At 49.4% G+C, this 13940-nt stretch carries 13 protein-coding genes; 3 read left to right on the plus strand and 10 right to left on the minus strand.

The window, feature by feature from the left end; genetic code table 11:
- On the plus strand, nt 1-2769 hold a 2769-nt coding region (locus NZM04_02040; protein ID MCS7062823.1), incomplete at its 5' end, for a putative Ig domain-containing protein.
- A gap of 58 nt (nt 2770-2827) precedes the next feature.
- A complete protein-coding gene (locus NZM04_02045; GenBank protein ID MCS7062824.1) occupies nt 2828-4429 on the plus strand; it encodes a lipase maturation factor family protein in 1602 nt (533 codons plus the stop codon).
- Between the two features lie 3 nt (nt 4430-4432).
- On the opposite strand, the gene NZM04_02050 is transcribed toward NZM04_02045, so the two are convergent.
- The 9 genes from NZM04_02050 to serS are packed head-to-tail and all read right to left on the minus strand — an operon-like array spanning nt 4433 to nt 12115.
- Nucleotides 4433-5206, minus strand: coding sequence for an ABC transporter permease (locus NZM04_02050; protein ID MCS7062825.1), 774 nt, complete (start codon nt 5204-5206; stop codon nt 4433-4435).
- A 4-nt stretch (nt 5207-5210) separates the two neighbouring features.
- Nucleotides 5211-6155, minus strand: coding sequence for an ABC transporter ATP-binding protein (locus NZM04_02055; GenBank protein ID MCS7062826.1), 945 nt, complete (start codon nt 6153-6155; stop codon nt 5211-5213).
- Nucleotides 6156-6181: 26 nt separating this feature from the next.
- Nucleotides 6182-6517: a preprotein translocase subunit YajC gene (yajC, locus tag NZM04_02060; protein MCS7062827.1), complete on the minus strand. Its 336-nt coding sequence runs from the start codon at nt 6515-6517 to the stop codon at nt 6182-6184.
- Complete coding sequence (tgt, locus tag NZM04_02065; protein MCS7062828.1) at nt 6514-7683, minus strand: tRNA guanosine(34) transglycosylase Tgt; 1170 nt, start codon at nt 7681-7683, stop codon at nt 6514-6516. The genes yajC and tgt overlap by 4 nt, the downstream gene beginning before the upstream one ends.
- 38 nt (nt 7684-7721) lie before the next feature.
- The gene (locus NZM04_02070) at nt 7722-7982 is read right to left on the minus strand and encodes a hypothetical protein (GenBank protein MCS7062829.1); all 261 of its coding nucleotides are present in this window, start codon (nt 7980-7982) and stop codon (nt 7722-7724) included.
- Nucleotides 7983-8000: 18 nt separating this feature from the next.
- A complete protein-coding gene (locus NZM04_02075; protein MCS7062830.1) occupies nt 8001-8387 on the minus strand; it encodes a hypothetical protein in 387 nt (128 codons plus the stop codon).
- Between the two features lie 27 nt (nt 8388-8414).
- Nucleotides 8415-8630, minus strand: a complete 216-nt coding sequence (gene infA / locus NZM04_02080) for a translation initiation factor IF-1 (GenBank protein MCS7062831.1) — start codon at nt 8628-8630, stop codon at nt 8415-8417.
- 14 nt (nt 8631-8644) lie between these two features.
- A complete protein-coding gene (locus NZM04_02085) occupies nt 8645-10849 on the minus strand; it encodes a carboxy terminal-processing peptidase (protein MCS7062832.1) in 2205 nt (734 codons plus the stop codon).
- A 9-nt stretch (nt 10850-10858) separates the two neighbouring features.
- A complete protein-coding gene (gene serS, locus NZM04_02090; protein MCS7062833.1) occupies nt 10859-12115 on the minus strand; it encodes a serine--tRNA ligase in 1257 nt (418 codons plus the stop codon).
- A 27-nt stretch (nt 12116-12142) separates the two neighbouring features.
- Here serS and panB point away from each other — a divergent pair, with 27 nt between their 5' ends.
- Entirely contained in the window at nt 12143-12940 is a 798-nt protein-coding gene (gene panB / locus NZM04_02095) for a 3-methyl-2-oxobutanoate hydroxymethyltransferase (GenBank protein MCS7062834.1), read from the plus strand.
- Here the strand turns inward: panB and hisG are convergent.
- Complete coding sequence (hisG, locus tag NZM04_02100) at nt 12934-13875, minus strand: ATP phosphoribosyltransferase (protein ID MCS7062835.1); 942 nt, start codon at nt 13873-13875, stop codon at nt 12934-12936. The two genes, panB and hisG, sit on opposite strands and share 7 nt — an antisense overlap.
- Nucleotides 13876-13940: the final 65 nt, after the last annotated feature.

Below are 13940 nucleotides of genomic sequence, written 5' to 3' on the forward strand. Positions count from 1 at the left end.
ATACAAGGCAGTATGGATGCTTTCGTGGTGAAATTCAGCCATCGCCCTCCTCCGCCCCGAATCGTAGCTCCAAAGAATGTTGAAGGTTATCTTGGTCTAGCCATTGATCCAGTGCAGTTCAGAAATAACAGTGGCCAAGCGACTCGCTGGAACGCAGTGGGTTTGCCCAACGGGCTAACTATCGACTCCTCGACGGGAATTGTGACTGGAACACCAAGTGTGGCCGGTATCTTCAATGCTATGATTCTTGCAGAGAACGACCAAGGCGTTAGCCGTTTTAACTCCATTTTCAAAATTTCGGCTCGTCCAGATTTAAGAGGCCCCGAAATCGTTGTTCTGAAGCTCAATGAAGCCATGCAACCCGTAGTTGCGACAAATATGGGTGGAGAGGTCAATCAATGGATTCTGCGAGATAAGCCAGATTGGATGGAATTCGATGCACGCACGGGACAAATCACAGGCATTCCCACTAGACTTGGGACATTTCCTGTTTTTCTAACCGCAAAAAATCCCGTAGGTGAAAGCACACTTAGGATAGAATTTGTTGTTCAACTTGCAGCTCCTGTTATCACCTCGCCACTCACTGCTACAGGTGTCGAAGGCAACTCGTTTGTGTATTCTGTGCAAGCTGAAAATGCAACCTCTGTGTCGGTGTTGTCTCTTCCTGCCAATCTCAGATTTGATGTCAACACGCGCACCATCACGGGTATCCCTGCGGCAGCGGGTCAATATTCCGTCACTTTAGTCGCAACAAACCAAAGCGCGACAACCGAAAAAGTTCTTAGATTGATGATTCTCCCGCAAGTCCCTGAAATCACAAGTCCATCTACATGGGTCATCCGCCAAGGCGTTTTTAGTTCATTCCAAATCACTACTCTACGTCCGGCCACTCGTTTTTCAGCTACCGGTCTACCTCCAGGCCTCATTCTTGATCCTGCCACAGGTCGCATTCAAGGAAGCATTACCACCCGAGGCACATATCAGGTGAATGTCTTTGCCGCAAATAGTGGGGGAGAAAGTTATCAAGCGCTCACCATACACGTCACTGAACCCGAAGACTCATCACTGACGCCACCCGTGATCACGACACCTGATACTATTCAAGGAGTCCTGGGCAGTGCTTTCGGCTTTGCCATTAATACAGAAGGCGAAGTGACGCGCTACGATGCTACCGGACTTCCGCCTGGCCTTTCAGTAAACAACCGAACGGGTTATATCCTTGGCACACCTGAAGCGGTGGGGACTTACGAAGTTAAACTCATCGCAAGTAACCGCGCAGGCACAACTGTTAAAAATCTCACCATCACAATCGTAAACCAAACCGTAGCCATTATCTCAACCCCCGTTCCCATGCCCACTCCCACTCCTAATCCTCCACCCGCTGCCAATTTCGGCTCCCCAAGGCTGACTGCGCCATCCCTACCCTCCTCCCAGCCGACAACCCGAACGTTTCCGGAAGAAGCTGCTCTAAAGGATCAAGAAATCAATCTTCGACCTGCCTCAAGATCTTCAACAAATCAACGCCCTCCGCTAACTCCCAAGCCGACGCCTGATATTCAACTCAAAGCCACAGACCCCAAGGACAAAAACGACGGGGAAAAAGGAAATCAAAAGAGCAACACCAAAGTTGACTCTAGCAAGCTTGCTACTGAAGCTCCTGTAATAGTGAGTCCATCGAACGTCTCTGGGGTTGTTGGGCAGCCGCTCACTTATCAGATCCGGACTCAAGCGCCCGCGTTGACCTATAACTTCAAAGGACGACTTCCTGAAGGATTAGTCATGGATGAAGGCACTGGAATCATCCGTGGCACGCCCCAAGAATCCGGCACCTTTACAGTGACTGTAGCTGCCTTCAATGCCAAGGGCAACTCTGCAAAAGCCGTCACATTTACCATCAGCAAGCCTCCTGCCCCCACAATTATAAGTGAGGAAATCAAACGAGGTTTCGTTAATCAGCCTTTCGATTATCAAATCCGTGCCACAGGCAATCCTACTGGTTTCCAAATAGATGGTGCCCTACCCGATGGATTGACGTTTGACGCCAAAACAGCTCGCATCTCAGGCACTCCACGAAAGGAAGGTCGTCATGAGGTGAACATGATTGCCATCAATGCCGGCGGCAAGTCTGAAAAGCCATTGATCATTCACATAAGCAAATCTCCGCCTCCCGAAATAAAAACAATCTCAAGCTTAGCTTCGGAGCTTGGTAAGCGGTTCGAACAAAAAATCGAAGCCGATCAAGAAATTAAAACCTTCCTCATAGATGGAAAACTTCCCAAAGGCCTTCAATTCGACCGCCGCAATGGCATTCTATCGGGAACGCCAGAAGAATCAGGCCTATTCAATTTCGAAATCAAAGCCGTGAATGAAGCCGGCACTGGTGCAAAGAAATTCACACTCCGTGTAGTGGCGCCGACCCCACCTCGAATTATCAGTTCTCCCGTCATACGTGGACAAGTCAATCGCTCTTTGAGCTACGTCATTCGAGTAAACTTCAATGCCGACAGCTTTTCAATCATTGGAGAACTTCCAAGCGGCCTACAGCTCGATGAAAAACAAGGAGTAATCAGTGGACGACCTCGGACTGCAGGCACAAGCTCAGCCACACTCATTGCTTACTCGTCTGCTGATAATTCGAAAGCCGAGCTTCTTCTGACATTTAAAATCGAGGAAGACACCTCTCGTCCTATTCGATACAAACCTATTCAAGATATATTAAATGAAATTCTCCAAGACGAACCCCCTCCTGTAGCCTTTCATAAGCCCTAAGCCTTAACCAGGCCTAAAAAAAATCGCATCTGGCCACTGATTAGGCCATTGTATTTCAATGGCAATTCAAACAGACAGCCCGCCTCCACAGGCGCCGTCCTCAATCAAAACCTCATATCGCGCAAGCGGGTATTATCTTCCTCGTCTATTGGGACTGATTTATGCCTTTGCCTTTTTTTCCTGGGCTTACCAATGGCAAGGTTTAGTAGGCGACAAAGGGATTCTTCCAGCCCATGAACTCATCGAAAATATCAGGGCGTTTGAGCAAAGAAAAAAGCGCTCCCTCTGGCTACAATATCCGACCATATTTCGCTTAGGCCATCTACATGAAAAAATAGGACTACTCTCTGTGATGGGCGGCGTGCTTGGTCTCTTAGTTTTTATCGGGCTCACGCCAGGACCTGCATTATTTATCCTCTGGGCTCTTTATCTTTCGATCGTAACCGTAGGTGACATCTTCATGAACTATCAGTGGGACATCTTCCTGCTGGAGGCTGGATTCATCGGGATTTTCTATGCCTCATGGAAAGGAGGAAAAGGCTGGAGAGCTTTTTGCGCGCGTAGAGATTACGATCCTCCGCCTGCTGCTGTCTTTCTTATGCACTGGCTCATCTTCCGAATCATGTTTCAGTCAGGGGCTGTCAAAATTTTAGGTGGCGATACAAGCTGGATCGATTTGACAGCGTTGACTTACCATTACGAGACACAACCTCTACCCCACGTAGGAGGCTGGTTAGCTCATCAACTTCCTCTCTGGATGGACCAACTGAGCTGTCTGATGATGCATGGTATCGAGCTGATTCTGCCTGTAGCAGTTTTCTGCGGCGCGATTGCTCGACGTTGGGCAGCTTACGGGTTCATAGTGCTCATGGCAGCGGTCTTCTTCACTGGAAACTACAACTTTTTTAACCTGCTTACCGCTACTGTCGCGCTGAGTCTTTTAGACGATCAAGCTTGGCCGGTGAAACGATTGAAAAAATTTCACGCTGCATGTTTTGATAGGCCAGTTCGCTCTCCTTGGAGTCTGGCCTGTTGGCCTAGTCTAATATTCGCGCCGGTGGCTATCTTGCTCACTCTCATAGCTGCAGATCAATCCTTCAGCTATCGAGTGCAAGGCTACACGCGGGTTTTTCCGCAACCTTTTCACGAGCTCTACCAGCATTTTAGCGGGCTGCGCAGCTTTAATGCTTACGGGCTATTTCAATCGATGACGAAAATGCGAGATGAGGTCATCTTGGAAGTGAGCTCAGACGGAACAACGTGGCATGAGCTTGAATGCAAATACAAGCCGGGGAATCCATATCGAATGCCCGCCTTTGTAGCGCCGCACCAGCCAAGGCTAGATTGGCAGATGTGGTTCGCAGCTCTGGTTCCAGATGGGTTTCAATGGCCTCGCGATGCGCATCGAAGTTCCCCTCTTTATTGGTTCACGAAAATGACTCAAGGACTTCTACAGCATAAACTAGAGATTTGGGCTTTATTTGGTAAACCACCGATTGAAATCCGTGAGGTGCGCTTTATTCGGGCTCTACGCTACCGTTACCGAATGTCGGATCTAGCAACCCTTCTATATGAGCGACGCTGGTGGGAGAGAGAATATGTAGGAATCTTTATGCCAGCGGTTTCACTTCGAAATTCAAATACCGAGGCGCCACAGTAGGAACTATTTTTTAACAGGGCGTTGGCTGATCCAGAGACAGAGCCCCAACATAAGAGCATCGATTACGGTCAAAATCAAAATGCAGCTCGACCAGCTTGGCCAAGGCTGCGTCTCGGGAAGCATCACGTGTCGCAATGCAGCAATCGCATAGTGTAGCGGATTGGCATGCATGATAAACTGCAGTATCGGCGAGGCACCTTCAGGAGGAAAAAGCCCGCCGGATAATACCCACATGGGCATGAGGATCAAATTCATTACTCCGTGATAACCTTGCACGGAATCCATTGGCCAAGCCGTTGCAAACCCCAAGCAAGCGAGGAACAGAGCGCTTAACGTTAAAACGAATAGAGCCGGCAGAATCATTTGGAATGTCCATGGGAAACCGCCAAGGTATGAAACCATGCCGAGCAGAGTGGCTTGAACAACTGCGAGTAGGACAGCTCCAAAAACCTTGCCCAAAACGATCGCAAGGCGAGGAATGGGTGCAGAGATCACGCTCTGCATGAATCCCTCATTCCGATCAGTAATGATCGAGATCGCTGAAAAGATCGAGGTAAACAACACCAAAAAAAGCATGGCACCCGGTAAAAAAAAGTGAAGAAACGGCAAGTGGCTTGCATGCGGAGCTTGAAAAGAGCTTCCAATCCCGCTTCCTAGAAGGCTCCATAGGAGAAGTGGTGTGCCAAATGCACCAATGATCCGTGTGGGTTGCCGTAAAAAACGAACAATTTCACGATGCGCAATTGAGTATATTGGGAGGAAATATGCGTGAAACATGGAATCAAACGGTAAATGTGTGCCCAGTCATTTTGAAAAAGACGTCCTCAAGTGTGGGAGGTGAAATTGTGATGCTGTGCGACGTTCCATCAAGTGTTTGACGAATCCAGCGTGCAAGGCCCTCTGGATCTTCGTCTATAGGGCATTCGATTCGGAGATGCCGAGGATGATGTTGAAACCTGTAACGAAAACTTTCCGAAAACTGCATGACGAATTTTGATGGGAAATCCCCTTCCACACGTATAACATGGAATGGACACGATTTCTTAAGCTCAGAAGGTGCCCCATTGGCAACCAGATGACCCTGATCCAAGATGAGAACTTGATCTGCTTGCTCAGCTTCATCGGTAAAATGAGTAGTCATGAAGACTAGGATCTTTTCTTCAGACACCAGGCGTCGCAGTAGATCCATTAGATCACGTCGTGCAATCGGATCGAGCCCAGTGGACGGCTCATCTAAAAGAAGTAATCGAGGTTGAGCCAGTAGTGTCTTAGCGATCTCAGCGCGTCGGGCTATACCACCCGACAACGTCTCGACTTTGGCATGCGCATAGTCCTGTATTTTCAGGGCATCGAGCAAAAAACGTGATCGTTGTAGGAATATGCTGTCCTTAATTCCGAAGAGCCATGCATGATAACGCATGTTCTCCAAAACGGTGAGTTTTTTATCGAGGCTTGGATTTTGGAAGACGACGCCTAGCACGGCACGCCAGGGTTGGAGCGGTGGACGAAGAGAAACTGCTGGTCGATCGTGGAGCTCAAGTGTGGCCTCACCTTCTTGCAAAGGAAGGTGTGTGGCAAGGATATTGAATAGGGTGCTTTTGCCCGATCCATTCGGACCGAGAAGGGCAGTGATGGCCTTACCTGAAATTTTTGCAGTGAGCTGATGTAGAGCCGCTTTGTCTCTGTATCTGTAACTGACGGCCTTGAGCAAAAGGGAACAGGCCATGAGAAGAATCCGACGATGTATGGCTCTCAGGATTTTGGCAACACAGAGGTAACAGCAGCTTTTTGGATCTCTAGTTTTACCGAGTCGTCTACTTTTACGATGAAGGTTTTATCTTTGATGTTGGTGACGTGCCCGAGGATACCGTTGCAGAAGACGATATTATCCCCGATCTTGATATCGGCGATCATTTTTTCTTGAGCTTTTCGTGCCTTGATTGAGGGACGAATGAGAAGAAAATAAAAGATCAGAAAAAAGAGTAGTAGCTGAACGATCAGCGTGTAGGCCGGCGGGCCTGAAGGCACAGTGGGATCCGGGACGGGAGCAGGATTAGCCGCTTGTGCGAGATATAAGAGGTTGTTCATGGTTCTCTCTCATTAGGCACGGAATAAGTTTTTGTAAAGGCTTCCCGAAATGCTGAGAACGTGCCTTGAGCCAAGGTTTCACGAATTTTGCGCGTTAATTCTAGATAGAATGCAAGGTTGTGATAGGTGGTGAGATATTGAGCAAGCATCTCACCAGCACGGAAGAGATGATGGACATAACCTCGGCTGTAGCGCATGCATACTGCACAAGCACAGGAAGGATCAATTGGATCGTGTGAAAGTGCATGAACGCTGCGTTTAAGATTGATAGGACCGCAGCTGGTGTAGGCAGTGCCATGCCGTGCCATGCGTGTGGGCAGGACGCAATCGAACATGTCTACACCACGAGCGACGAGCTCGACTATTTGGTGCGGATGGCCTAGCCCCATTGTGTAGCGGGCTTTATCTGGAGGAAGATGGGGAATGGTTAACTCGACGGCTCGATACATTTCCTCCTGCGGTTCACCCACGCTGACGCCGCCGATGGCGTAGCTATCGAAATCTTTTTCAACGAGGGATTGTGCGCAGTGCGCTCGCAAAGTGGGGTTGCTGCCTCCTTGAACGATGCCGAAAAGAAGTGGGCGAGGTAGAGATTGTGGTTCGATATTTTCTTTTTGCAGAAGCTGCGGCCAGATTTGGCGGGCTTGTTGGGCCCAACTTAGCGTCAGCATAACGGCTTCGCGCATTTGTATCGGAGGTGCATCCCACGGTGGACAGACGTCTAGCACCATAGCGATATCGGAGCCGATTGCGCGCTGCATTTCAAGCGCTTCACGTGGGCCGAGAAAAAACGGCGCTCCGTTGACGTGGGACTGGAAATGGACGCCATCGCAAGAGATTTTTCTGAGGCGGGCTAGGCTGAAGACTTGGTAGCCGCCGCTATCTGTGAGGATTGGGCGCGGCCATTGCATGAAGGTATGAAGGCCGCCGAAATGCTCTATGATGGATTTGCCAGGACGAATAAGGAGGTGGTAGGTGTTGGCTAAGATGATAGGGGTATTGAGTTGTAGAAGATCATGAGAGGGGATGCCTTTGACGGTGCCCTGCGTGCCTACGGGCATGAAAATTGGCGTTGGTATCGTGCCATGAGGGGTGATAAGCTCGCCGAGTCTTGCTTGGGATGTGCGGTCGGTGGTGATGACGCGAAATGGGCTGGGAGCAGGCATTGAGTAGTAGGTTTTCGCGTCCCTTTTATTCCTGGGATTTAAACGTAATCGCTGCTTTGAAGGCTTTGAGGTGGACGGGTGGCAAGATATTCTGCTTGTCGGACGACCCGTTCAGGCGTGGCGTCGAAGCGGTAGCTGTGACAAGTAGGGCAAGTAATGGTGTCGGCCGTAACGATGGAGTCACAGCCTTCGCAGACTTTGTATTTTTGGGCATGGGCGATGATTTGAGCGGCTCGTTGAGCCCTTTCGAGCATGATTTTCTCGAACTCCTTGGAATGAGGGGTGGGACTGGTGCCCATATGTCTTTTGAAAGGGACTTAGAGTAGTCCTTTTTCTCGCATTTCAGCCTCAATTTTAGCGGCTTCTGCAGCACGTTCGCTTTGCTTTTTGGCTTTCCAGGCTTCGTAGGATTTGCCATCGGCAGCGTCTTTGCCGGTGAAGGCAAGTGCGGTGATATCGGTGTAGGGAAAACGCTGTGAGGCATCTGATCCTTTTAGGAAGACATCAATGTAGGGTGGGGAAGCGAATTGGTTACGATTGTAGATGTAGCATTCGATGGTTTGGCCATTGCTTAAAGTGAGGGTGACGTCGCCCCGATAGTCGAAGGCCTTCTCAAGTATGGCTGCACGTTCTAGGTCATTGTTGAAAGTGTATGATTGCCCCTGAAGGGATCGGGGCGAGTTGTGTTGCTCGAAGCATTCCATAGAATGTGAGGGGGGGCGGGATGAAGCCTAACTTAATCTGTATAGAATGCGGCCTTTTTCGAGATCGTGGGGAGACATCTCGACCTTGACACGATCGCCTAGGGTGAGGCGAACGAAGTTTTTTCGCATTTTGCCCGAGATGTGGGCAAGGATATTGTGTTTGTTGGGTAGCTCAACCCGGAACATGGTGCCGGGGAGAACCGTAACGATCCGACCTTCGACTTGTATGTTTTGGGAGCTCATGTTGCTGTGAATAACTAGGGTGAGATGAGTTGGTCTGCAGTTTGTTTTTGCTGGGCAATCATTTCAGGAGTTTTAGAAGAGCGGGTGATTTGTATGTAGTCGCTAAGGATATTGGCTGTCTCCATTAGCTGTGCGTAGGCGTATGTTTCTAGCTCGACGCCTGTAGCGGCTTCGTTAGTTTCTTCTATTTGGATGCCTTCGCTACCTTTCATTTTGGATCCTGAAAGGGGGATAAGCCGAGGTGCCTCTTCTTTATCAACCATGTCTAATGTTATTTCGTAGAATTTTTCAGTTAGTGGTGGTAGCTTTTTCAACTGTTCTTCGCGAGCGTTTTTTTTCCTTTTATACTCATCCAGTTCTTTTAGACGAGTCGCTTTGCAAAGGCTGACTGATTTATCTTCAAGCTTCGCCTTGAGAACTTTAATGTCGTCTTGGATGAATTTGAATTCTGGTTGTGAGGCGATACGATTTTGGGAGAGATGCTGAAGACGCGTTAGATGAGGTAGTGTGCGGTTTAGGGGTTTGTAGGTGGCAGGGGCAATTTCATCGGGAGGAAGTGCGTTGGGAAGGCGTGATTCTCCGATCTCAAAGTAATCATAAAGGGAGGGGAGAATGATGTCGGGAGTGACGCCGACTTTTTGAGTTGTGCCACCAGCTATGCGGTAAAACTTAGATACGGTGAGCTTGAGCTGTCCTGGATTGGTGGGGAACTCCATCCAGAGGTGTCGGTCGAGTGGCTCTAATTTCTGAACGGTGCCTTTGCCATGCGTGCTTTGGTCCCCGACAATTATGGCACGCCCGTGATCTTGTAATGCTGCGGCAACAATTTCGGAGGCAGAAGCACTGAGACGGTTAACAAGGACGGCCAAAGGTCCATCGTAAAGGACTTTGCCATCATCATCCACGTAGGTCATAGTGCGAGAACGAGAATCACGCACTTGGACGACTGGTCCTTTGGGGATGAAAAGGCCAGTGATTTCGACAGCTTGCTCTAGGATGCCTCCTCCGTTGCGACGTAGATCGAGAATAAGACCTGATATGTTTTCCTTCATTAAGCGGCGTATGAGCTTGGCGACGTCACGAGCACAGTTGTCGTAGAATTCAGGCAATACTACGACTCCGAGTCTTATAGCCGGGTTTTCTGTCGTGGCGGGCAATTCGATAATACGGGCTTTGGCGTATTGGTCTTTGAGTTGAATTTCATTTCGGATCAAGGTGACGCGTTTTCTTTCTGAGCCATCTACTGAGGTGGCCGGGATGATGGTGAGTGTGACTTTAGTGCCTTTTTTTCCACGGATCATTTTAACCACTCGGTTGAGCTTCATATCTACGACATCGACTGGCTCACCTTTTTCTTGTTGCACTGCGACGATTCTGTCGCCGGGTTTTATTTGTTTGCTGAGATCTGCTGGGCCACCGGGAACAACTTCTTTGACCTTAGCGTAACCGTCCTCGCTTTGTAGAACAGCACCTATGCCGATGAGCTTGAGTTTTATGCTATTTATAGAGAAGTTTTCTGCCTGTTCTGGATTGAAGTAATCTGTGTGGGGATCATAAGCGTGGGCCAATGCGGAGAGGTATTCTTGGATGATATCATCGGTCTCTGCTTCTTGTGCGGCTTTTAGGATGAGGTCGTATCGTTTTTTGACGCGAGCAACTGTTGCATCATAGCGCTCGTTTTCTGACTTATTCGGATCTGATTTGTCCAAAATACCTGCTAGGAGATCATATTTGATTCTCAGACGCCAAAGCTCGTTCATTTCCTCGATTGTCTTGGGCCAAGGTTCTTTGTCACGCGCCGGAAGAAACCGCTCTTCTATGTCGAAATTATGGGGCTGCTTAAGTAAGGTGTGGATGTGTTTAACTCGCTCAGCTAAGCGTTCTCGGTAGCGTTCGTAAATTCTGTAAGCTGGTGTCGGATCTCCACGACGTGTAAGGTCATCTAGTTTTGTGCCGTATTCTTTTGTAAATTCATCAATATCAGATTGCAAAAAAATCATCCGGTTGTAGTCGAGACGCTCAAAGTAGTTTTTGAGGAATTGACTTGAGACTGCATCATCAAAAAGAACCCTGCTGTAATGGTTATTTTCGAGTAGCTCGCCGACAATTTGAGCTACCCTACCTGTCATGGGTCGACTCATGGGTGCTGCGATCGCATCTAGCCAGAGGGCCAGAGCGATCGTTGCACTGAAAGTCCACATTTGTAGTATTCTCGGCATACACCCTGGTTAAATATAAGCACGGATAGCCTCCGGGAGCAAGACCGAACCGTCCCGCTGTTGATACGTCTCCAGAAGGGCGATATAAAGCCGCGCTAAAGCTGGCCCGGAGCCGTTCAAGGTATGGCAAAATCTAGGTTTTTCCCCTTCGGCTGGCCGATACCTGAGCTGCATACGTCGAGCTTGAAAATCCTCAAAATTACTACAAGAGGAAACTTCCAGCCAGGCTCCCAGTCCGGGCGCCCATACCTCGATATCGTAGCATTTGGCCGCACCAAACCCCATATCGCCCGTGCAGAGCGATACGACCCGATAATGCAGGCCTAAGTTTTGCAACACCACCTCTACATGCTCGACCAGGCGTTCTAGCGTGGCATAAGATCTCTCTGGCGTCGTGATATGAACGAGCTCGACTTTATCGAACTGATGCATCCGAATCATCCCGCGGGTATCTTTTCCTGCGCTGCCAGCCTCCCTACGAAAGCAAGGGGTGAAAGCCGCGTAGGCGATCGGTAATGAATCCGCAGATAAAATCTCCTCGCGATGTAAATTGGTGACGGGGACTTCAGCTGTCGGAATCAAATAACTCTCTTCATTCTCCAGCCGATACATATCCTCAGCAAATTTAGGCAATTGCCCGGTCCCTACCATCGAAGTTCCCCGGACGATGTGTGGGACATTTACTTCGAGGTAGCCATGTTTTTGGGTGTGAATATCTAAAATATAGTTGATCAATGCTCGCTCGAGTCTTGCGCCTTGCCCTTTGTAGACAACAAACCCGCTTCCAGAGATCTTAGCTGCTGCTGAAAAATCTAGCCAGCCGAGTTTTTCTGCGATTTCCCAATGCGGCTTTGGAATGAAATCAAAGGATGGTGGCGTGCCCCACACTCGCTCGACACGATTATGGCTGGCATCTTGGCCGCGCGGGACGGACGGATGGGGAAGATTGGGGATGGTCAATAAAATCTGTTGTTGCTGCTCTTCGATTTGCGCCAAGCGCGCATCCATAGCCGTGATTTCATCTGAGGTTTTCTTCATGGAGTCGAGGAGTTCGCTTACCTCCTCGCCACGTGATTTTTTAGCACCGATGAGTTTGCTCACTCGATTTCGCTCACTTTTCAAGTGCTCGACTTGCGTGATGAGTTTTCTTCGTTCCTCATCGATAGCGAGCAATTGATCAATGGCATTTTCATCGCCTCGGCCTCTGGAACGCAGTGCTTCTTTTACGTTCTCTGCTTGCTCACGTATGTGGCGTATGTCTAGCATTGCGGCTGTTTATCAGCTCATCTATCTGTGACAACATCATTCCCCAGCGATCGGTTGACGCCACAGGAGCTGCGTTCATACAAAAATCGCAGATCTATAGCTGCATTGACTTGCTATGATTATCCGACTGCGCGGCTGTTGGATGAAGTGGGCGTTCCGCTTTTATTGGTGGGGGATTCGCTTGGCATGGTCGTCTTAGGCTATCCTGACACGACGGAAGTCACCCTTGCAGAGATGATCCATCACACTCGAGCTGTCGCTCGGGCACGGACACGGGCTTTGATAGTAGCTGATTTGCCCAAGGATACTTACAATGAGGCGTCACAGGCGATTCAGTCAGCCCGGGCTTTGCTTCAAGCTGGAGCAGATGCCGTCAAACTAGAAGGCGGTCGGTCACGGGCCGTCGCTATTCAGGCGCTTGCAGGAGCTGGTATTCCTTTCATGGGGCACCTTGGCATGTTGCCTCAATCTATTAAGGAAGAAGGTCGTTACCGGATAAAAGGTCGCACGGATGCGGAGCGTCGTGCCATCCTAGCTGATGCACATTTTTTAGAGGAACAAGGGGCTTTTGCGATTGTGCTGGAACTTGTTGTTGCGGACCTGGCAGCTGAGATTCGTCGCGCGTTGAAAATTCCTACAATTGGTATTGGTTCAGGAGAGGATTGTGATGGACAAATTTTGGTGCTACATGATCTGATTGGTCTTTACCCGTGGTTTCGGCCTCGGTTTGCTCATCCTTTGGCGGATGTGGCAGCGGAGATAAAAAATGCTGCACGAGCTTTTATGCAGGGGGTGCAAAGCGTTTATGAGCGTTTGCATCAATAGACGACTTTGTTTAGCGGATACTCGATGATTCCTTCTGCGCCGTGCTTTTTGAGTGCGGGGATCAGATCGCGCACGAGGTTTTCATCGAGCACTGTTTCCAGTGCGATCCAACCTTCTTGAGCTAGTGAGGAGACGGTTGGCTTGCGAAGGGCGGGTAAGGTCTCGAGGACGGCTTGGAGGCGATCGGCGGGAAGATTGAGTTTGATCCCGACCTTATTCCGAGCATTCAAAGCTGCCGTCAAGAGAAGCGCTAGCGACTCCATCTTGGCGCGTTTGTTGGGGTCGTTCCATGCTGTGATGTTTGCGATGAATTGGGGGTAACTTTCCATGACAGTATCCAGCACGCGCAATTTATTGGCGCGAAGCGATGAGCCGGTCTCGGTGATGTCGACAATCGCATCTACGAGTTCAGGCACTTTCACCTCGGTGGCGCCCCAGGAAAATTCGACTTCTGCCGTTACGCCATGTTTTTGAAGGTAAGCTTTTACGAGCTTGACGGGCTCGGTGGCGATGCGTTTGCCTTGTAAATCTTTTACAGAACGGATCGGTGAATCTTCGGGCACAGCCAGAACCCATCGAGCGGGGAGGGCTGTTGCTTTGTTGTAACGTAAATCACAAATTACGTGCACTTCTGCGCCCTCTTCAGCAATCCAATCTTTGCCTGTGATGCCGCAATCTAAAAAGCCCTGAGCGATGTAGCGAGGGATTTCCTGAGGACGAAGCAGTCGCGGTTCAATTTGAGGATCGTCAATATAGGGGCGGTAACCGCGTGGGCTATACGAGAGTTGATAGCCAGCGCGGGCAAAAAGCTGCACTGTGGCTTCTTCAAGGCTACCCTTGGGAAGACCGAGACGAATGATGCCTTGGTTTTCTTGATTTTTAGAGGCTTGTGTAGTCTCGGAGGCTTGGGAGGCCGTAGGGTGAGAAGTTTTCATCTTGGGCACTTTATCGCAAGTTGGTGTTCAAAAAAAGCTCGTTTGCGATTGATTTATTGGTGTGG

Source organism: Candidatus Methylacidiphilales bacterium (assembly GCA_025056655.1).
GTDB lineage: Bacteria > Verrucomicrobiota > Verrucomicrobiia > Methylacidiphilales > JANWVL01 > JANWVL01.

Coding starts and splice junctions, on each gene's coding strand:
- NZM04_02045 (MCS7062824.1), top strand. CDS start 2,828: ATGGCAATTCAAACAGACAGCCCGCCTCCACAGGCGCCGTCCTCAATC.
- NZM04_02050 (MCS7062825.1), bottom strand. CDS start 5,206: ATGTTTCACGCATATTTCCTCCCAATATACTCAATTGCGCATCGTGAA.
- NZM04_02055 (MCS7062826.1), bottom strand. CDS start 6,155: ATGGCCTGTTCCCTTTTGCTCAAGGCCGTCAGTTACAGATACAGAGAC.
- yajC (MCS7062827.1), bottom strand. CDS start 6,517: ATGAACAACCTCTTATATCTCGCACAAGCGGCTAATCCTGCTCCCGTC.
- tgt (MCS7062828.1), bottom strand. CDS start 7,683: ATGCCTGCTCCCAGCCCATTTCGCGTCATCACCACCGACCGCACATCC.
- NZM04_02070 (MCS7062829.1), bottom strand. CDS start 7,982: ATGGGCACCAGTCCCACCCCTCATTCCAAGGAGTTCGAGAAAATCATG.
- NZM04_02075 (MCS7062830.1), bottom strand. CDS start 8,387: ATGGAATGCTTCGAGCAACACAACTCGCCCCGATCCCTTCAGGGGCAA.
- infA (MCS7062831.1), bottom strand. CDS start 8,630: ATGAGCTCCCAAAACATACAAGTCGAAGGTCGGATCGTTACGGTTCTC.
- NZM04_02085 (MCS7062832.1), bottom strand. CDS start 10,849: ATGCCGAGAATACTACAAATGTGGACTTTCAGTGCAACGATCGCTCTG.
- serS (MCS7062833.1), bottom strand. CDS start 12,115: ATGCTAGACATACGCCACATACGTGAGCAAGCAGAGAACGTAAAAGAA.
- hisG (MCS7062835.1), bottom strand. CDS start 13,875: ATGAAAACTTCTCACCCTACGGCCTCCCAAGCCTCCGAGACTACACAA.